16 protein-coding genes and 1 pseudogene are annotated in these 17,849 nt (G+C 54.1%); 10 read left to right on the top strand and 7 right to left on the bottom strand.

The genetic code is table 11. The features are described 5' to 3' along the window. Window positions 1–398 precede the first annotated feature (398 nt). On the top strand, window positions 399–1,181 hold the full coding sequence (locus tag ACGLHT_RS03620) for a hypothetical protein (protein ID WP_054572140.1): 783 nt from the start codon (window positions 399–401) through the stop codon (window positions 1,179–1,181). 8 nt (window positions 1,182–1,189) lie between these two features. Here the strand turns inward: ACGLHT_RS03620 and ACGLHT_RS03615 are convergent, their stop codons facing one another. Continuing rightward, complete coding sequence (locus tag ACGLHT_RS03615) at window positions 1,190–2,002, bottom strand: DUF5677 domain-containing protein (RefSeq protein WP_061202557.1); 813 nt, start codon at window positions 2,000–2,002, stop codon at window positions 1,190–1,192. Window positions 2,003–2,220: 218 nt separating this feature from the next. Then, window positions 2,221–2,847, bottom strand: a complete 627-nt coding sequence (locus ACGLHT_RS03610; protein WP_054572142.1) for a histidine phosphatase family protein — start codon at window positions 2,845–2,847, stop codon at window positions 2,221–2,223. Between the two features lie 322 nt (window positions 2,848–3,169). On the opposite strand from ACGLHT_RS03610, the gene ACGLHT_RS03605 reads away from it, so the two are divergent. After that, complete coding sequence (locus ACGLHT_RS03605) at window positions 3,170–3,379, top strand: hypothetical protein (protein WP_054572143.1); 210 nt, start codon at window positions 3,170–3,172, stop codon at window positions 3,377–3,379. Between the two features lie 27 nt (window positions 3,380–3,406). On the opposite strand, the gene ACGLHT_RS03600 is transcribed toward ACGLHT_RS03605, so the two are convergent. Continuing rightward, on the bottom strand, window positions 3,407–3,874 hold the full coding sequence (locus ACGLHT_RS03600; protein WP_125920375.1) for a GNAT family N-acetyltransferase: 468 nt from the start codon (window positions 3,872–3,874) through the stop codon (window positions 3,407–3,409). 560 nt (window positions 3,875–4,434) lie between these two features. On the opposite strand from ACGLHT_RS03600, the gene ACGLHT_RS03595 reads away from it, so the two are divergent. Further along, window positions 4,435–5,253, top strand: coding sequence for a hypothetical protein (locus ACGLHT_RS03595; RefSeq protein ID WP_054572145.1), 819 nt, complete (start codon window positions 4,435–4,437; stop codon window positions 5,251–5,253). A gap of 1 nt (window position 5,254) precedes the next feature. Here ACGLHT_RS03595 and ACGLHT_RS03590 read toward each other — a convergent pair whose 3' ends face one another. Further along, entirely contained in the window at window positions 5,255–5,449 is a 195-nt protein-coding gene (locus ACGLHT_RS03590; protein WP_054572146.1) for a hypothetical protein, read from the bottom strand. 447 nt (window positions 5,450–5,896) lie between these two features. On the opposite strand from ACGLHT_RS03590, the gene ACGLHT_RS03585 reads away from it, so the two are divergent. The 4 genes from ACGLHT_RS03585 to ACGLHT_RS03570 are packed head-to-tail and all read left to right on the top strand — an operon-like array spanning window position 5,897 to window position 8,698. Next, on the top strand, window positions 5,897–6,193 hold the full coding sequence (locus ACGLHT_RS03585) for a hypothetical protein (RefSeq protein WP_054572147.1): 297 nt from the start codon (window positions 5,897–5,899) through the stop codon (window positions 6,191–6,193). Continuing rightward, complete coding sequence (locus tag ACGLHT_RS03580; protein ID WP_063977308.1) at window positions 6,190–6,780, top strand: hypothetical protein; 591 nt, start codon at window positions 6,190–6,192, stop codon at window positions 6,778–6,780. The genes ACGLHT_RS03585 and ACGLHT_RS03580 overlap by 4 nt, the downstream gene beginning before the upstream one ends. Next, window positions 6,777–7,013 (top strand): ABC-three component system middle component 6, encoded by a 237-nt coding sequence (locus tag ACGLHT_RS03575; protein WP_063977307.1) that lies wholly within the window; start codon window positions 6,777–6,779, stop codon window positions 7,011–7,013. Before ACGLHT_RS03580 ends, ACGLHT_RS03575 begins: the two co-directional genes overlap by 4 nt. Further along, window positions 7,004–8,698, top strand: coding sequence for a DUF2326 domain-containing protein (locus ACGLHT_RS03570; RefSeq protein WP_061202558.1), 1,695 nt, complete (start codon window positions 7,004–7,006; stop codon window positions 8,696–8,698). Before ACGLHT_RS03575 ends, ACGLHT_RS03570 begins: the two co-directional genes overlap by 10 nt. 67 nt (window positions 8,699–8,765) lie before the next feature. Here ACGLHT_RS03570 and ACGLHT_RS03565 read toward each other — a convergent pair whose 3' ends face one another. Next, window positions 8,766–10,397, bottom strand: coding sequence for an NAD+ synthase (locus ACGLHT_RS03565; RefSeq protein ID WP_054572150.1), 1,632 nt, complete (start codon window positions 10,395–10,397; stop codon window positions 8,766–8,768). A gap of 352 nt (window positions 10,398–10,749) precedes the next feature. Between ACGLHT_RS03565 and nadE the strand changes: the two are divergent. Beyond that, window positions 10,750–11,061: pseudogene (gene nadE, locus ACGLHT_RS03560) on the top strand (NAD(+) synthase); the annotation flags it as partial. A gap of 80 nt (window positions 11,062–11,141) precedes the next feature. Here nadE and azu read toward each other — a convergent pair. Then, entirely contained in the window at window positions 11,142–11,591 is a 450-nt protein-coding gene (gene azu / locus ACGLHT_RS03555; protein ID WP_015271990.1) for an azurin, read from the bottom strand. A gap of 349 nt (window positions 11,592–11,940) precedes the next feature. Between azu and ACGLHT_RS03550 the strand changes: the two genes are divergently transcribed. Further along, window positions 11,941–12,528, top strand: coding sequence for a TIGR00730 family Rossman fold protein (locus tag ACGLHT_RS03550; RefSeq protein WP_137162504.1), 588 nt, complete (start codon window positions 11,941–11,943; stop codon window positions 12,526–12,528). Window positions 12,529–12,682: 154 nt separating this feature from the next. Here the strand turns inward: ACGLHT_RS03550 and ACGLHT_RS03545 are convergent, their stop codons facing one another. Continuing rightward, complete coding sequence (locus ACGLHT_RS03545; protein ID WP_025340820.1) at window positions 12,683–14,983, bottom strand: YgiQ family radical SAM protein; 2,301 nt, start codon at window positions 14,981–14,983, stop codon at window positions 12,683–12,685. 1,101 nt (window positions 14,984–16,084) lie between these two features. On the opposite strand from ACGLHT_RS03545, the gene ACGLHT_RS03540 reads away from it, so the two are divergent. Next, the gene (locus tag ACGLHT_RS03540; protein WP_249352796.1) at window positions 16,085–17,764 is read left to right on the top strand and encodes an ATP-binding cassette domain-containing protein; all 1,680 of its coding nucleotides are present in this window, start codon (window positions 16,085–16,087) and stop codon (window positions 17,762–17,764) included. The last annotated feature ends 85 nt before the right edge of the window (window positions 17,765–17,849 follow it).

Raw genomic sequence — 17,849 nt, 5'->3', positions numbered from 1 at the left:
GCCAATCTTGAACACGGTGTGTCGAATCTGGGTAGCCGTTACACGCTCAAGCTTGACGTCTGCTTTGTGGGCCAAGGCGGTCAGCATTCAGCTCAGAGCTGTCGGTGGCATAGGGCGCTTTCGATCTTTGTGAGAGTGGAAGAGTAGGTCTCCTTCGGAGAGCTTACTGGCCCGCGCATACTTGGCGATCACGCCTTGGCAGCTTTCAGGTAGAGGAATGGACTCATCGTGACGTGTCTTTTGCTCCTGGAAAACAGCCTGGTTGCCAACCCATCGCATAAAAACTAGCTCCTATAGCTTCGGCTCAATCAATGCACTCTCCTTCGACGGTTGGTAATTATGTTGGTCGCCCCTGAAACGTAGTGTAATCTGACCCTTTTATAAAATGGAGCACAAAAATGCTTGAACCGCTTTTTAAAGCCCTGCATCACTACAACGACGAGTATCGTGAGCTAATCAATGAAAAGGCAATGCGGCATACGCCAGCACGTGGCGACTTTGTAGATTTTATCCAGTCGTCACTAAAGCTTACAAAACCGGAAGACTGGGGATTTATATGCTCATCCATGGATATAATAAATGACAGCCTGCTAGGGATTGAGCACTTCTGTAAGTATGGCGTTGATGGGCCGACAAAATATGATGATTTCGGCGAAAAATACATCAGGCTTTATGGTGTATTGAATGCAACATATATACAGCAGCAAGCTTTGCTTAATCTCCACAGAATCGCGAATGTGCCTAACATCCGAGAGTTGGAAGGAAGGGTTGCAGCCTTGAAGGTGCGAGAGGCTAGAAACAAACTTGGAGCGCACAGCGTCGACTATTCAAATAGAGAGTCTGGTCAAACTGAAAGCTTCGTTCCGGTTCGTATTACTTTATCAGGAATGCGATGCGACTACTATAACAACACAACCTTGGAGCATACAGAGGTTGATTTAATAGACGCATTGCGCGAGCACTTAACGTTGATGTGTGATATATATGATGGCACATATAGGAAATCGGTGCGGACAATTTATAAATCAAATCAAAACAAGCAGGAAGAACTGCTGGAAAAAATTGACGATGCCCTGATCTTTAGAGATGGAGGCACCGTCTTGAGGAATGAATCAGGCATCAAGGTATTCGTAACATCCTACGAACCAGAACCAGAACCAGAACCAGAACCAGAAAAATAGAAAATCGATCACTCTGGCTTTAAGGAGCTGAGTGATCCGAATCTATCCAGAAGCTCATTCGCCTCTTTGTCGCGGGAAGAATCTTTGGTCGCCTGAAGAAATCCAATCAGGATACCTAAAGCTGCTGATGCAGCCAGGTTAGCCGACAGAGCGACTTCCGCTTTCTTGCCTGGCCCAAATTTGTAGCCGCTCCAGCTATTAGTTTCCTTATTTGACACAATGTAGCGCTTAAGCGAAGAAGCTGAATAATGCATCGCATCATCAGAAAGATGCTTATAAAATAAGTATTGATGCCCAAGCGAAGACATCTCTGCAACTTCTTGCCAGTTCAAGTGGCGGCCTTTATCGCCAGCCAAGATCTCGTCCATGGCCGCAGCAACGTCTTGATCTAGAGAGTAGTTACCTTGCTTCAAGGCTTTGGCTTGGCCGCGCTTGGCAGCAACGTTATCTTTATGGAGCAAGGGGATAAATTTCTCAGGACTTTCTGCTAACGCACCCACGCAAAATGCATTTTCAAAAAGGCATCGTATCAAAATCCTGGCTTCAACAATCATACCTCGCTCGAGGTTTATGAAAACCGATTGAAAATTACTTAAAGACCGCAAAGCCGAAAACATGGCTAGAACTTCTAAGTCCATGGTTCTACCGTGATGCTTTTCAAAGCCAGACACTACAGCTGCCTGCAGAAGTTTATTTATATCCCTCAGCAGTGTAAACCACTCTTCGTTTTCTGAAGTTATGCGTGCGATTGTTTCATCAATGTTTCTGGATATAAAGCCTTGCTCGAAGAAACTTTCGTTCAAAATCGATTGGTCTGTCATTCAAAACATCCTGTAATTGTGATGTGCTCAGAGGTAAACTCTGTCATCGAAGAACTGCTATTGCAGCAGGCCTCCGAGAACGGATGGGGAAGCATCACCGACGGTAAGTGCGAGGACGAGGTCGTTGATGTGAAGCAATTCAACACGAAGGTTGGTGCATCCTGCAACTGATAGGCATCGTTCTACGTGTTTGGTGGACGCTCGACACGCAGAACGCTTTAGGAGGAGCCCTTTCGTTGGCCAGTTCCCCATTTGCCCGACTCCCAGGCAATGAAAAAGCCCTGACCATTTTCAATGTGATTGGCGATCTCATACTCTCGCCAGTCCTGCATCGCCAGGCCATCAATTTCCTGTGGCTCATGCTCGAGTAGCCAAGCCACCGTGTTGATGAGCTGACCATGCGAAAACACGGCTATGTCAGTAGCTGGATGTTTACCAAGTCGGTGAAGGAATGACCGCGCTCTACCTACCAGTTCCTGGAACGACTCTGCGCCCTCACCATCACGGTAGGCGGGGTCTGCTCTTTGCCAGTACGCCTCAACCCAACCACGCCGTTGCGCCAGGGTTGTATCAACACAACGTGCCGGCGCTAGGTACGTGTATTCCTGAATCGGCCAGGTTTCGAAAGCGACAGCAGGGTATCGGGCTGCCGTCACCTGCGCGGTTGCCTGGGCGCGAAGGAACGGCGAAGCAACGATTAGGCCTGGGGCGTTCGTGAAAGACCGGGCGACCATATGGGCTTGCTCCAGCCCTTTTGCTGTGAGGGGGATACTCGCGTGATCCTTGGTGGGCCGGCCTGCGTTCGCAGCACTCTCGCCGTGGCGTACCATCCTCACATTCTTCATCGACTATCTTTCCCTGGTTACGGATTCTGGATCGCACAATGCTGGCACTGAACAGTGCGGGATAGCCATGGTGAAGGGATGTCGATGTATCCTAGCCTCAACCAATCTGCCTGAGATCCTTCGGAATGACTCGACAAAGCTGCCCAGAGCCAACGAAGACTGCTTCGAACTCCTACGAACGCAAGATGGTTCGTCAACGCCCACGGTTTCTAAACCAGGAGACGTTGGACAAGGTTGTCCGGGAGCATCACGCCCACCTGATTGAGCTCGCGAACCGCACACCCGAGAAAGCGGGATCGTCCCGGCAAAATTGGAGAGGGTAATGAAGAAAGATCTCAGCAAAGTGTTGCTGCCTGATGACCCTCTGTACAGCCAGGCCATCGAGGCACTGAAGCGGTATCACCAGGCCCAGGCTGACGGAGTCGTGGGGGCTGAGCTGGAGCTTCTCAGGATGCTGGCAGAGCATGGTTTTCAAGTAGTGACGGATTACCAGCTGCGGGCCTTTGGGCAGTTGACTGAAAAAGACCATTGAGCCGCTGGCCCGACCACGTCCCACCTATCAGCGATTCAAGGCTTCCTGCACGGCGTCGACCATACCTATCCAGTGACGGCCATTGTCGCGAGGGCTGAAGCCCAGCCTCTCGGCGAAAGCTGATGCGTTGGCATTGGCTGACTCGATAGCGAGGTAGCGATAGCCGAATGTTGGAGCCAGCTCCACCAGGCGCTGCACTAGCGCTCGACCATGTCCAGCACGTTCCTTCGTGAAGCCGATCCGAGCCAGGACAAGGCACTCCCTTGGCCAGTAGTCATTTGGCTTCACAAACATGCGGATGTAGATGTCGAACTGCGTGCTCAGGGCTGACACGGTCGCGAAGGTTCGCCAGACCCGCTGTTGGACATACCTGGGCTTATACGTGAACCGCTCCAGGATGAACTCCGCTACATGAGGCTTGAGCTCCTCACAGCGTTCTTCGGCAAAGGCGCGCCATTCTTCTTCACTGGCCCCGAGCGGAGGAAGGGTGGGCATCGTTCTGATCTCGGTCACCGGCTGGAAAATCGAGTGTAGATGCCTTTCAGGAGCTAGCTGTAGCAAACACGGCTAATGCCGGCTCCTGCGAATCTCACATCTTCAAAGAAGCCGCTCCTCAACACGATTTTTTGTGCCCACGATTCAGCCCTTCCTAGAAGGGTAGGTCTTCGCCCTCCGCGAGCTCGAAGACTACTGGTGGCTTCGGTGCTAAGGCTTTGTGAATGCCTAAGAGCCGCTCGACCATTCAGGTTGATGGCTCATATCAGAATCGCAAGCCGAGCACGCAGAGCCAGACGCTGAGGATGGAAGCGCTCGGGCCGCAACCTGGCTCTGATAAGAGGTCGGTTCACGACAGCCCCACCCGAAGGTGAAAAGCAAAAAAGGAATGCTCGATATAATGCCCCCATTTGGGAACATCAAAGCCCTTTTATCCTCATAATGTTCCCAAAAGCGGACATTACGAGAGACGTTGATTTTTAACATTCAAGATCCGGCATTCGCACTACACCGACTGCCGACCTACACTGAGGTTTTTACCTAAACCACAGGTAGCAACCATGTTGACTCTGGGCGGAATTCAACTACGGGGTTTTTTCAGCATTCAAACCGAGGTAGCGGAAAATCTTCCCATTCTTCGCCATTCCGATGATATCGATATTAAACGAAGCATGCTTCAAGTCTTGCAAATGTTCGATGCATATATGACCCTTACCGGCTTCCACCCACATACTATGTGCCTTGACGACTATGCAGGATTTAGAGGCTTTCTATATAAAGTACTACAACTCACTGAAGATGATACAAAGCCCTTAACTTGGCAGCTACTTCAAGACTTTGTTATTGTGGGTTTTCTGGACGAAAAGCAAGCCAACTTAGTTTTAAACATGTCTCAAGCTGAATGCAATGAAAAATATCAAGAGCGAGAGCCTGCCAAATGCCGCTTCCTGCATTACCAATCGCTTTTCCCAACCTCGGATTCGAACGGTTTTGTGTATGTAGATTTCGACTCTATAACGCACCTACTCAGTAAGTCGTCTTTCGATTGTCTAGGTAGGTTGCTTACTGAATACCTTGCGCCGCTTCCTACAGTGCAGGCGGAGATAGATGCCCCACTCATCATTGCCATAGCACAAGGCCTACTTTATCAAAACCCAGGCGTAGACTTGGGTGATATCCACCTTGGCGTTACTAATTCTGCCGACTTCATTGGAGCCGTCCGCACCCATGCTGAATGGCGAATGCACAACGCAGGTTTCTTTCGGGGAGACGTCGCCGAGAACTGGAAGTACCTGTCCGCAGTGCTTACGAATTTTTTCGTAGCCAATAATATCCTACGCCTCAACAAGGATGGCCGCAAAATGCTAAGGCCCTACTGATTCAACGCTGCAATGCAATTTTGCGTTTAGCATCGACTGCTCTGAACAAATATTCGATGGCGTTGCTTTGGAGGCGCAGAGCTTCACGGCACCGCTCTTCGTCGCGATCTGAGCTAGCCGACAATGCCTCAGCCTGCAAGTAATTGATCTCAAACTTGAGGTGGGCAATCATTTTATTAACGAGACACTCGCGCATACTACACCCCTTAATGGTAATTGGTTTACGTCACCCAGTTGCAATGTAATGTGAATCTAACAATGCAGTGTAGCTGCTGTAGACGATTGCGCTCGGCTTTTAGTGATCTCGCCGAAAAAGCTATAGGCCAGGTGCTCCAGCATGTCAGCAGCGCGATGTGCTGAGCCCCACCTCTCCTGCCGGTAGCTGCCCTCTGTAGCTTCCCTGGTAAAGCGAACGGCTGCCCTTGACTCAAGCCGCCCCGTGCTCTGCTGAACCTCGAACGCAGCCCTCAGGAGGGTTCCAAGGCCGGATATCCGCGCACGCAGACCCTGGTCTCAAAGGCTGCAGGATCCTGCCTATGCCGAGGGTTCGGGGCGGGAGCGCCCTTGTGGAGCGGTAAGCGAAATCTGTAATATCACGTTGCTGGCACTCACTGCCGAGTGACCGACCACCATGGAGAAAGGAATGTTCGGCTTCTTGAAGGTAATCGCCACCGCTGGAGGCGGCTTTGCTGCAGTGGGAGCTGCGATGTTCTACTCGATGCACGCCGGTTGGTTTAAGTCTGACTTGCTCAAGGGCCTCCCAAGCGAATCCATCTACAAGCTGTTCCTGTACTCCCTTGCAGCTACTGTATTTTGCTTTTTCTTGCTGATCATTTTGCAGGCATTCAGCAGAAAACCGACGATTTCCGCTACCTCAGATCATAGCTCAACTACGGTTGTCTCCACGGGTCGCGGCAATGTTACTGTACATAAAAAATGAGCCTATTAACGCCAGATATTGAAGCTACGGCATCGAACGGCGGGTTAACAGTAGTCAGCACCGGCAGTGGGCCTGTCACGATAGCCGCAACTTCTGCGGCCATCTCATCTCTGCTCAATCCGTTACTAATGAAAATTGTGTCGACTCATACCCCGTATGATGAGATCCCAGACGTCGAGATAGATTACCCTGAGGTCGATGAAAAAATTGAGTACAACAGGGTCTCGGTGTATTCGGAGTTAATCATTGACAATGTCGGCTACATGGATCTCATTGAAAGCCTTATCTCAACTATCGATGACGAAGATCCTGGCGCACAGAAAAGATTTCTTTACGCTATAAATCAGAAGTATAAAACCGCCAGGCGAGAATTGTTCATGAGGCAGGCTGAGCGACCAGCTTCCCCTGAGCAAAAGCTGAATGTAATACGGCTGGGATCGGATGAGCTTGTAAAGAAGGTCTCCGAGCTTATAGTTGGAACTAACACTGTCTTTCAAGGCGTTGAATCTGAGCTTATAGAATGGGCCGGACAGTTAATAGTTTGCTATGGCTTCATTCACTGTAAGATATTGGAGCCTCCTGCATGATCATTCAGAATACAAGCTCACCGCTTAAAAGCCTTTACATAGTCGGTGGACGCTTACTGATGGTCTTAAAGTCTAGCGAATTTGGCTCCATGAGCCCACTAGCACTTTTCGAAAAATATCAAGATAGATTTGAGCGTGTTTCTTTTGCTTACATTCTGTACGCGCTCGACTGGCTCTACATCACTGGATGTGTAGAGCTAACGAAGCAAGGTGATATTTCTTTATGCAACTGATTAAATTATCTGTATTTGATGGAAGCGAAGAAATACGTACCATCCAATTCAAGGACGGAATTAACATTATTACCAACCTGGGCGAAACTGGGAACCAGATTGGTAAAAGCACATCACTTCGTGCACTAGCATTCTGCTTGGGCGGAAAGTCTGAGCCTCTTTGGAAAGATCCTGACAACAACAAGGTCAACGAAAAGGTTAAAGACTATCTTACCAAAGGCGACGTTAAGTTTGAGTTAACTCTAAGAGTCGCCTCCATTAATCACCAAATCACGCGTGTGCTCTCAAGAAAAATGGGATCCCTACGTGAGAGCATCAAAATCATTAGCACCATTGATGGCGTCGTCTACAAGAGCAATGCTGGCTTCACTCGCGAACTCCCTCGTATATTTGGATATACACGAGAGCAGCCTAGCTTCAACTCAATACGAAGCAAGTTCTTCCGAACGAACAGAACCACAAGCAACAACACGCTTGCGTACCTACACACGTACACTAGCGACAATGATTACGACCTGATTTATGCATATCTGTTTGACTTTGAATTCATTGATTCCGTTCGCCAGATCAACCTAATTGAGCAGCAAATACAACTAGAAGATAATCGTATCCGAACACTTCTCGGCGGCCTCCCTTTGGCGAATCGCCAGGAAGAAATCCAACTAATCGACCTGAAGATTTCTGAACTTCAAATCAAAGAAGATGAGTACGACATATTTGAATCTCAAAGTTATGCCATCGCAGAACTCCGGGAATCCCGAAGAAGCGTGGCAGCATTGACTTCTCGTATCGTCAAGCTTGAAACAAAACTTTATTATAATAACAAAACAATCGAACGATACAAAAATAACTTGGTGGAGCTAAACGTAGGGGAAATTACCTCTCTCTACAATGAGGCCAAGTCGCTAGTTCCAAACCTCAGCAAGACACTTGAAGAAACTATTGAATTCCATAATTCGATAATGAGCCGCAAGGCCGCATACGTCGAAGAAATGTCGGCTGAGACAGCGGATGAACTTGACACTCTGAGAATGAGTTTGGCACGACTCATATCAGATGAACAGAGTAAGGTGAAAGATCTTTCCAGAGACAGCCATGTCAGCGGACTGATCCTGGTCGAAAAGCAAATGCAGGATTTACGGGAGGCTCGAGGCAGGCTTGCTTACGTCATAAGCGAGGTAGAGGTGTCCAACAAGCGAATCAAAGATCTACTCACTACAGTTGACGGCGTAAAGCGGAGTATTGCAGTGCACTACTCTGACTTAAACTCCAAGCTTAAAGTCTTCAATGAAGCATATGTCGACATCACTAAAAGATTATTCGTAACTCATCACAACGAACTGACAGTTTCTGCAGGCCGAGATGGCAAGGCAGATTTCAAGATTACAAACGAAGAACTGAACACTGGCGACGGAGTTCCGAGGGCCGCAGCAATGGCTTTCGACATGTCCTATGTGTACTTCGTGAATAAATTCAAATCCAGGCTTCCTGCTTTTACCGCCCAAGACTATCTTGAAGTTGTAGACGAAGACAAGCTAATAAAATTATTTGATTTTGCCAACGAAAAGAAAATACAAACTATCGCAGCAATTTTAAACGACAAACTTGGTGGCTTTGATAAAAAGTTCCTTGAAGCCAATACCATTCTCGAACTGACCAAAGAAGAAAAATTTTTCAAACTTTAGCGAGACCATCCTTTATAGAAAAGGGACGCAATAGCGCCCCTTGTACATAGATCAGCTGCCTCAGCTATTAATCACCGATACTCCAGCCAGAAGTGATAGGGTAACGCCGGTCACGACCGAAGCCGCGCTCGGTGACACGAGGGCCCACAGCGGCCTGGCGCCGCTTGTATTCGTTCAGGTCGACCAAGCGAATTACCTTCCTCACAACCTCCTGATCGAAGCCCTTCTCGGTAATGGCATCGGCAGACAAGTCCTGCTCGATGTACAAGCGAAGGATCTCATCAAGGACAGGGTATGGAGGCAAGGAATCTTCGTCCTTCTGGTCAGGAGCAAGCTCTGCAGATGGTGGACGATCAATGACGCGCTGCGGAATTACGTAGCCCAGGGTGTTGCGGTATTCGCAGAGGCGGAATACCAAGGTCTTCGGTACGTCCTTCAAGACGTCGTAGCCACCCGCCATATCACCATACAAGGTCGCATAGCCGACCGCCATCTCACTCTTGTTGCCGGTCGTGAGAACGAGATACCGCTTCTTGTTGGAAATGGCCATGAGCATGGTGCCGCGACACCGGGCCTGGAGGTTTTCCTCGGTGGTGTCTTTGCCCAAACCTTCGAACATTGGCGCAAGCGTGGTCAGGAAGGCTTCTACCATGGATGCGATGGGCAGGACGCTGTACTTCACACCCAAGATGTCGGCTTCCTCTTTCGCGTCGTCCTGGCTCATCTGGGCCGTGTAGTGATACGGCATCATCACAGCTTCAACGTTTTCTGCACCCAAGGCATCCACAGCAACAGCGAGCACCAACGCCGAGTCGATGCCACCCGAAAGGCCTAGCACAACACCTTTGAACCCGTTGCGCTGCACATAGTCCTTAACGCCAGCTACCAGTGCCTGGTAGACGCTGGCCTCAATGCTGAGAAGCTCGGTGGTCTGAGCCGGAACGGGCACCAAAACGCCTTCCTTGATCTCAAACTCCGAGACGAAGAGCCCCTCCTCGAAAGCAGGGGCGCGCTGAGTAACCTTTCCGTCGCCATCCACTACGAAGCTGTTGCCGTCGAACACCAGTTCGTCTTGGCCACCAACCTGGTTCACGTAGACCATGGGGATTGAGCATTCGCTGGCACGCGTCGCCAATAGCTCTTCACGTTCAGCCTGCTTTCCACGATGGAACGGCGAGGCATTCAGGGTCAGCATGATCTGGGCACCGGCATCACAAGCCTGCTTGAGCGGCTCGGAGAACCAGATGTCCTCACAGATAGTGATACCGACCGGTACGCCGAAGAGGTTAACTACGCATGGGCCGCTGCCCGGCTCAAAGTACCGCTTCTCATCGAAAACACGATAGTTAGGCAGGCGCTGCTTGTTATAGCGGGCGAGCTCCTTGCCGTCCGAAATCACGGCGCAGCTGTTGTAGCGCGCTCCATCCTCGACCCAAGGGAAGCCGATTACAGTGACGATGCCTTGGACAGCGTCCTTGATATGCTGCAGGGCTTTTTCGATCCGGCTCTGCATGCTGGAGCGAAGGAGCAGATCCTCTGGTGGGTAACCGCAAAGGGTCAGCTCTGGGAAAACGATGACCTGGGCTTTGAGGTCGTCGCGGGCCTTATGAGCGGCTTCGATGACCTTCTCAACGTTGCCGTATACATCCCCGACGCGGATGTTCAGCTGGGCCATTACCACTCTCAAACGTTGCTCCATGGTTCCTCCAGAAATGCCTAGATCGAGATCGGCAAGATGCAACACTGTCCTGACATCTGCGATCAAGGAAGCACCATCTGAAGCTCCATGCTGAGCGCGGGGCTATCGGATTACTGCTAGCCATTACGGCTCATTGAACCTGGGTCAGGACTACCCGGAGGGTCGCGGGCATCTTGCGAACTAGGACATTATGCCCTAACCAAGCTCAGCCCCATCTAGCGAAATCGGAAGAAGGTCTGGGAGAGGGCGCAGTCCAGAATCCCCAGACTGTGCAGATACAGATTCTGCACAAGAGCAAAAATAGTCACTCACTCAGTCACTGCGCTGGATTGGGCACTATTTCGGGGGGAGGAAGGTGATGGGGTTCTTTACCAAGTTCGGTGATGGTGCCTGCGACCTGGCGCCGCTGAGCGGGCTGGTGAAGAACCAGGTGCGGGCGATTGCGCGCAGCTTCGGTGCGCCGGAGTCACTGGTGGAGAAGGTGCCGACTGCGGACCTGGAAGACCTGGCGCCGGGCAAGCCGGACGAAGCCTCCCATGGCGTGACCTACCAGCAGATCGATGCCTTCCTGCATGGGCAGCCGGTTGACCAGGAAGCGTTCGATATCATCGTCGCCACCTACCGCAAGACCCAGCACAAGCGCGAACTGCCGTTCGCCCCTTGATCAGGCTGTAGAAAGACCTGTGGGAGCGGGTTCATCGGGGCGCCGAACCCGCTCCCACAGGATTCACCGTCAGCCTTTGATTACTTGACGACGACCTTGCCCTTCATCATCGAGATGTGGCCCGGGAAGGTGCAGAAGAAGCTGTAGTCGCCACCGGCTTCCAGCTTGGTAGCGTCGAACTTCACCTCGGTCTCCTTCTCAGGAGCACCAATCATCTTGGTGTGAGCGATGATCGCGGCGTTGTCAGCTTTGATGTAGTCCTTTTCCAGACCCTGGCTCATGCCTTCGGTGGCAATGCCCTGCATGTCGGCAGTCTTGCTGATCACCAGGTTATGGCCCATGACGTTCTTCGGCAGGTTGCCGGAGTGGGTCAGTTTGACGGTGAATTCCTTGCAGCTCTTGTCGACGGTGATTTCCTTGGTGTTGTAGGACATCTGGTCGGTGGAGTCGACAGTCACCGAGCACTCGGCTGCGAAGACAGAGGCGCTGGCGAGGGTCAGCAGGGATACCGCTACAGCTTTCGCAAACATCATGAATCTCCTTGGCAGGGTTTTATCAATTGCGAGACTGCCTGAAACCGTTCAGCCCCTTGCTGATATGGGTCAAGGGGCTGTCAAGAGGCCAGCCAGTAGAATTGTTCAATGGATTGTATACAACCAATCTAAGGGCACATCATGCCCTTTTATTGGACGATGGGACAACCTCTCATTTAGGAGCAATACGAAATGACCCTTGGTAGCCTGATGAACAGCCTGCTGGCGGCCTACGCCCATGGAGCGACCGGCGCCATCTGCGAATTCTCCCGACCGGAGTGAAACCAGCCTTGGAACTGTAGGACATGGGCCTTACCCTGTCAGCCTGAGTGACTGGAGATGAGCAATGCCCGTACGTTCCGTTTGTGTGTTCTGCGGCGCCAGCATTGGTGCCAACCCCGCCTACCGTAAAGCAGCCATCGCGCTGGGCCAGGCGATTGCCCGTCGCGGCCTGACCCTGGTCTATGGCGGTGGCGCGGTCGGCCTGATGGGCACCGTCGCCGACGCGGCCATGGCGGCCGGTGGCGAAGTGATCGGGATCATCCCCGAGAGCCTGATGAATGCCGAAATCGGCCACAAGGGCCTCAGCCGCCTGGAAGTGGTCGACGGCATGCACGCGCGCAAGGCACGCATGGCCGAGCTGAGCGATGCCTTCATCGCCCTGCCCGGTGGGCTGGGTACGCTGGAGGAGTTGTTCGAGGTATGGACCTGGGGCCAATTGGGCTATCACGCCAAGCCGCTGGGGCTGCTGGATGTGAACGGCTTCTACGAGAAGTTGGGCGGGTTCCTCGACCATATCGTCGAAGAAGGCTTCGTGCGGCCGCAGCATCGGGCTATGTTGCTGCTGGGGCAGCAGCCTGATGAGCTGCTGGACGGGATGGACAGCTTTGTTGCGCCGGTGGCGCCGAAGTGGGTCGACAAGAAGCCTGACTGAAGCTGAGATTTTTGGGACCGCTTTGCGGTCCATCGCGACACAAGGCCGCTCCTACACCGACCGTGAGCCCCCCGGAATTGGCGGGTTTGCACGGTCATTGTAGGAGCGGCCTTGTGTCGCGATGGGCTGCAAAGCAGCCCCAAGAATCGCCCAGTTAACGCGGGATCACCGGCTGACGCGGCTTCTTGTTGCCCTTGCCACCCTTGGCCGCTTCCTTGCGCTCCTTGGCCGCCTGCTGGTTACGCGCAAACGCTTCGGCCTTGGCTTTTTCACGCTTGTCCCACGGTTTGCTGCCATCACTGCCACGCGGCGGCAGGCCGGTGTGCTGGGTAAGAACCTTCTGCTCCTTGCCCACTTTGTGGCTACCCGCAGGGGTCGAGTTCTTGCGGCGTGCACTCTGGTAGGTATCGGTCTGCGGCTGGTGCAGCGGGATCAGCTGGTGCTTGCCCGGCCCGATCAGGTCGGCGCGGCCCATGCGCTGCAACGCCTCACGCAGCATCGGCCAGCCCTTCGGGTCGTGGTAACGCAAGAACGCCTTGTGCAGGCGGCGCTGCTCCTCGCTCTTGACGATATCCACACCTTCGCTCTTGTAGGTCACCTTGCGCAGCGGGTTCTTGCCCGAGTGGTACATGGCAGTGGCCGAGGCCATCGGCGACGGGTAGAACGCCTGCACCTGGTCGGCACGGAAGCCGTTGCCCTTCAGCCACAGGGCCAGGTTCATCATGTCTTCGTCGGTGGTGCCCGGGTGCGCGGCGATGAAGTACGGGATCAGGTACTGCTCCTTGCCCGCCTCTTTCGAGAACTTCTCGAACATGCGCTTGAAGCGGTCATAGGTGCCGATGCCCGGCTTCATCATCTTGTCCAGCGGGCCACGCTCGGTGTGCTCCGGGGCAATCTTCAGGTAACCGCCGACATGGTGGGTGACCAGTTCCTTGACGTACTCCGGCGACTCCACCGCCAGGTCATAACGCAGGCCAGAGGCAATCAGGATCTTCTTCACACCCGGCAGGGCACGAGCCTTGCGGTACAGCTCGATCAGCGAGCTGTGGTCGGTGTTGAGGTTTTCGCAGATGCCCGGGAATACGCACGACGGCTTGCGGCAGTGCTTCTCGATGTCATGGCTCTTGCAAGCGATGCGGTACATGTTGGCAGTCGGGCCGCCAAGGTCGGAGACCACGCCGGTGAAGCCCGGCACCTTGTCACGCATCTCTTCGATTTCGTGCAGGATCGACTCGTGCGAGCGGTTCTGGATGATGCGGCCTTCGTGCTCGGTGATCGAGCAGAAGGTGCAGCCACCGAAGCAGCCACGCATGATGTTCACCGAGAAACGGATCATCTCGTAGGCCGGGATGCGCTCCTTGCCGTAGGCCGGGTGCGGCACACGGGCATAGGGCATGCCGAACACGTAGTCCATTTCCTCGGTGCTCATGGGGATGGGTGGCGGGTTGAACCACACATCCACTTCGCCATGCTTCTGCACCAGGGCGCGGGCGTTGCCCGGGTTGGTCTCCAGGTGCAGCACCCGGTTGGCATGGGCATAGAGTACCGGGTCGTTACGCACCTTCTCGAACGACGGCAGGCGGATCACCGACTTTTCCCGGGTCATGCTCGGGCTGTCGAGAATCTGCACGACCTTGGCTTCGTTCGGGTCCTCCTGGTCGCCCTTGGCCTGCTCGATGGCACAGGCCTGGGTGTCCTGGGTATTCACGTACGGGTTGATGATCTTGTCGACGCGGCCCGGGCGGTCGATGCGGGTCGAATCGATCTCGTACCAGCCCTGAGGCGTGTCACGACGCACGAAAGCAGTGCCGCGCACATCGGTGATGGTCTCGATCTTCTCGCCGTTGGACAGGCGCTGGGCCACCTCGACCACCGCGCGCTCGGCGTTGCCGAACAGCAGTATGTCGGCGCTGGCGTCGATCAGGATCGAGTGGCGGACCTTGTCCTGCCAGTAGTCGTAGTGGGCGATGCGGCGCAGCGAGGCCTCGATGCCGCCGAGCACGATCGGCACATGCTTGTAGGCTTCCTTGCAGCGCTGGCTGTACACCAGGCTGGCGCGGTCCGGACGGCTGCCGGCCAGGCCACCAGGGGTGTAGGCGTCGTCGGAACGGATCTTCTTGTCCGCGGTGTAGCGGTTGATCATCGAGTCCATGTTGCCCGCGGCCACGCCGAAGAACAGGTTCGGCTCGCCGAGCTTCATGAAGTCGTCTTTCGACTGCCAGTTCGGCTGGGCGATGATGCCCACGCGGAAGCCCTGGGCCTCCAGCAGGCGGCCGATGATGGCCATGCCGAACGACGGGTGGTCGACGTAGGCATCACCGGTCACGATGATGATGTCGCAGGAATCCCAGCCGAGCAGATCCATCTCCTCCCTGCTCATCGGCAGGAAAGGTGCTGGCCCGAAGCATTCGGCCCAGTACTTGGGATAGTCGTAGAGTGGTTTGGCTGCTTGCATGTCAGTGACCGGTTCTGGTGTGCAGGGAAATCGCGGGCGCGGAGGATAGCACAAATTTTGACCAAATCCGACTGGATTCGTGGGGATTGGTGGGGTGGGCGACGGTTGGGGATGGGTCGCCAAGTGCCTGGCTTTGTGTTTGCGGTGGTGCGCCAATCGAGCGCCGCTCGCGCGGCGCTTCGCGGGACAAGCCCGCTCCCACATTTGTTGCAACGTGACCATGCCTGTGAGGCCATGGTTGTCGGTCTTGGCGCATGACTGAAGAAATGCGGGGCGGCAGCCGCGCCAACATGGAGATATCGTCAAACCAACAAAGCGGGCAACCATGGCCCGACAGGCATGGTCACGTCGCAACAAATGTGGGAGCGGGCTTGCCCCGCGAAGCGCCGCGCGGGCGGCGCTCGATATCACAGGCGCAGAAACTGCTACGGCGAACACCTGGAGGCCTTCATGCAAACTGAAGCCAAGCCCTCATTGCTTCATACCCAACTCAGCATCATCCATCAGCCCGGTGATGGTCATAACCCATCAACTCTGACGGTCCCTGCACGGGATGCCGGGTTCGATGCGGAACAGCGGATGGGTACCGTGCTCGCCCTGGTAGAAAGTGGTCTCGCCAACGGTGAACCGGGGTCTTCTGTTGTCATTGTTCAATCCCCTGGAATTTCTCTGATGCCTGGGTCGGCCTCTTCGCGGGCATGCCCGCTCCCACAGGATCACCACAGGCTTCAAGACCTGCACCGTACCTGTGGGAGCGGGCGTGCCCGCGAAAGGGCCCGATCAGGCGACATATCGATGAAGTCTTATCGTAGGCAACTGCCCATGGACTGGGTTGTATTCAAGGAAAGGGGGATCGAGGGGGGATCGAGGACAATCTTGAGCATGGCGTAATCTCGTCTGATTCCGAAAGGACAGCCACAACATCACTTGCATTTGATGTGTGGCGGCGCCTGTCAGATCGAGCGCCACCCGGATACATTTCCAAAAGCTTGGCAGGCAGACAACCATCCGAACTTGTTGAAAGATACAACCTTCCAGCGCCACTCCGCTCCAGGCCCTCTCCAGCCAATCAGGCCCGGCATTTCATCTCCTGCAGAGCGCATGCAAAGTCATATGCATATCTATCCAGGCATCTTCGCCGCCCTGAGCGCAACATTAGTACTGAAAATCGCGACCGTCGTACCTGCCCTGATCCTGGCTGACATTATTGACAACCTGTCCACCTCGGCCTCGCCTCCCCAGCTTTTGCTCGGAGCCTTCATATGCCTTGTCGCATTACAAGCCTCACTGACCCCTTTGCAAGCCTGGTGCCTAGCGCGGCTCTGCCAAGAACGCGTGAAGCAACTATCCATCCGCTGGTGCCGAGCATTGCTGGACAAACGCTTCGAGGCCTATGGACAACTCCATGGAGGAACACTGGTAAAGGTTCTGGATAGAGGAATAACGGCACAAGAGCGGTGGTTAGGTTTTCTGATTGGCTCGGCATGGCCGGTGCTGGCTGAAGCTGTGGTGCTGGTCACGCTGTTCGCATACCTCGGGGCTACCTCGGTATTGATCGGCCTCGTCCCCTTGAGCTTGGCGTATCTGTGGGCAAACGATCGCCTGGTGCGCTGGCGTCGCCCCCAGATCGAGGCAGTCAACTCGCGGGAAGACGAACTGGCGGAACAATGGGTAGATACCTTCGCCAGCGCGTCAACGGTCAAGCTGGAGAAGGCTGAGGATGCAGCAATGATTCCCGTCAACCAGACACTGTCGGGCTATGCCGACTCAGCGGTAGGGGTTGCCTACAGTGGCGGATGGCTTCAAGGACTGCGTACTCTGTTCATTGGCCTGGGCAGTGGTGGTTTGCTCTTGTGGGGTATCCATGATCAATCTCAGGCAACACCGCATTTAAGCCTGGGCGAGCTTGTTGCCCTCTTTACTCTGGTGAGTGGATTGCTCGCAGGCGTTGCACAACTGGCGGAAGCCTGGCGAGTACTCGACCAGTTCCGGCTCGACAAACGCAAGCTCGAACACTGGCTTCAACTCCCTGTGTTCGGCCCGACACTTTCCATAGAGACAGAGCCCCAAAATGAAAACGCAGGGCTTCGCATTACCCCCTGCCAACTCAGCGCTCGAAACGCGCTGCAACTGCAGATCGATGAGCCCTTGGTGCTACGTGCGGGAGAACGGGTCGCGCTGGTTGGGCCCAGCGGGTGTGGTAAGTCGACACTTCTGCATGCGCTGGCAGGAACGGTATTCCAGTTGCGTAGGCATGTTCACTTGCACGGCAGGTGCCTGGCTGCGCTCGACGCTTGTGAGCAGTTCAGCCGTTTACGACTCTGCCCTCAGGATACGCACTTCCTACCCGGCCCACTGCCCCGCGCAGTGCTGTTCGAGCATGCTCATGATCGCGCTCAAATCGAACGATGGCTTGAACGACTGGGCCTGAGCAAAGACTGGTACGAACTTGATCTGGATGCACGCGCAGAATCCATTTCGGGTGGAGAAGCACGCAGGCTGACGTTGCTACGCCTCCTAAATCAGCCAGGCGAATTCAATTTCTTTGACGAACCCACAGCTGGGCTTGATGCCGGATCGGCTGCGCGTACCTGGGATCTGCTGTTCGAAACATTCCGAGGGAGGGGGCTGATATGCGTGACGCATGATCAGAATGCCCTGTCACGTTTTGATCGGGTGATCACCATGAGCGAGGGACGGATAGTCAGCCAAGTGAAAGCAAAGATCGCTCATAACGCTGAGCTAGCCGGCGATCCGCACACCCTGCGGGAGCGGCTTTAGCCGCGAACACCGGCGCAGCCGGTGCCGGCTAACGCGGTGGATTCTTCACGGCTAAAGCCGCTCCCACAGGGTTTCTGCTAACTCA

The organism is Pseudomonas sp. PsB, assembly GCF_043658375.1.
GTDB lineage: Bacteria > Pseudomonadota > Gammaproteobacteria > Pseudomonadales > Pseudomonadaceae > Aquipseudomonas > Aquipseudomonas putida_Z.
This window is presented reverse-complemented; position numbering and strand designations above follow the sequence as displayed.

What these genes read in the sequence shown, in the direction of transcription:
- ACGLHT_RS03620 (WP_054572140.1), top strand. Translation starts at nt 399, where the DNA reads ATGCTTGAACCGCTTTTTAAAGCCCTGCATCACTACAACGACGAGTAT.
- ACGLHT_RS03615 (WP_061202557.1), bottom strand. Translation starts at nt 2,002, where the DNA reads ATGACAGACCAATCGATTTTGAACGAAAGTTTCTTCGAGCAAGGCTTT.
- ACGLHT_RS03610 (WP_054572142.1), bottom strand. Translation starts at nt 2,847, where the DNA reads ATGAAGAATGTGAGGATGGTACGCCACGGCGAGAGTGCTGCGAACGCA.
- ACGLHT_RS03605 (WP_054572143.1), top strand. Translation starts at nt 3,170, where the DNA reads ATGAAGAAAGATCTCAGCAAAGTGTTGCTGCCTGATGACCCTCTGTAC.
- ACGLHT_RS03600 (WP_125920375.1), bottom strand. Translation starts at nt 3,874, where the DNA reads ATGCCCACCCTTCCTCCGCTCGGGGCCAGTGAAGAAGAATGGCGCGCC.
- ACGLHT_RS03595 (WP_054572145.1), top strand. Translation starts at nt 4,435, where the DNA reads ATGTTGACTCTGGGCGGAATTCAACTACGGGGTTTTTTCAGCATTCAA.
- ACGLHT_RS03590 (WP_054572146.1), bottom strand. Translation starts at nt 5,449, where the DNA reads ATGCGCGAGTGTCTCGTTAATAAAATGATTGCCCACCTCAAGTTTGAG.
- ACGLHT_RS03585 (WP_054572147.1), top strand. Translation starts at nt 5,897, where the DNA reads ATGTTCGGCTTCTTGAAGGTAATCGCCACCGCTGGAGGCGGCTTTGCT.
- ACGLHT_RS03580 (WP_063977308.1), top strand. Translation starts at nt 6,190, where the DNA reads ATGAGCCTATTAACGCCAGATATTGAAGCTACGGCATCGAACGGCGGG.
- ACGLHT_RS03575 (WP_063977307.1), top strand. Translation starts at nt 6,777, where the DNA reads ATGATCATTCAGAATACAAGCTCACCGCTTAAAAGCCTTTACATAGTC.
- ACGLHT_RS03570 (WP_061202558.1), top strand. Translation starts at nt 7,004, where the DNA reads ATGCAACTGATTAAATTATCTGTATTTGATGGAAGCGAAGAAATACGT.
- ACGLHT_RS03565 (WP_054572150.1), bottom strand. Translation starts at nt 10,397, where the DNA reads ATGGAGCAACGTTTGAGAGTGGTAATGGCCCAGCTGAACATCCGCGTC.
- azu (WP_015271990.1), bottom strand. Translation starts at nt 11,591, where the DNA reads ATGTTTGCGAAAGCTGTAGCGGTATCCCTGCTGACCCTCGCCAGCGCC.
- ACGLHT_RS03550 (WP_137162504.1), top strand. Translation starts at nt 11,941, where the DNA reads ATGCCCGTACGTTCCGTTTGTGTGTTCTGCGGCGCCAGCATTGGTGCC.
- ACGLHT_RS03545 (WP_025340820.1), bottom strand. Translation starts at nt 14,983, where the DNA reads ATGCAAGCAGCCAAACCACTCTACGACTATCCCAAGTACTGGGCCGAA.
- ACGLHT_RS03540 (WP_249352796.1), top strand. Translation starts at nt 16,085, where the DNA reads ATGCAAAGTCATATGCATATCTATCCAGGCATCTTCGCCGCCCTGAGC.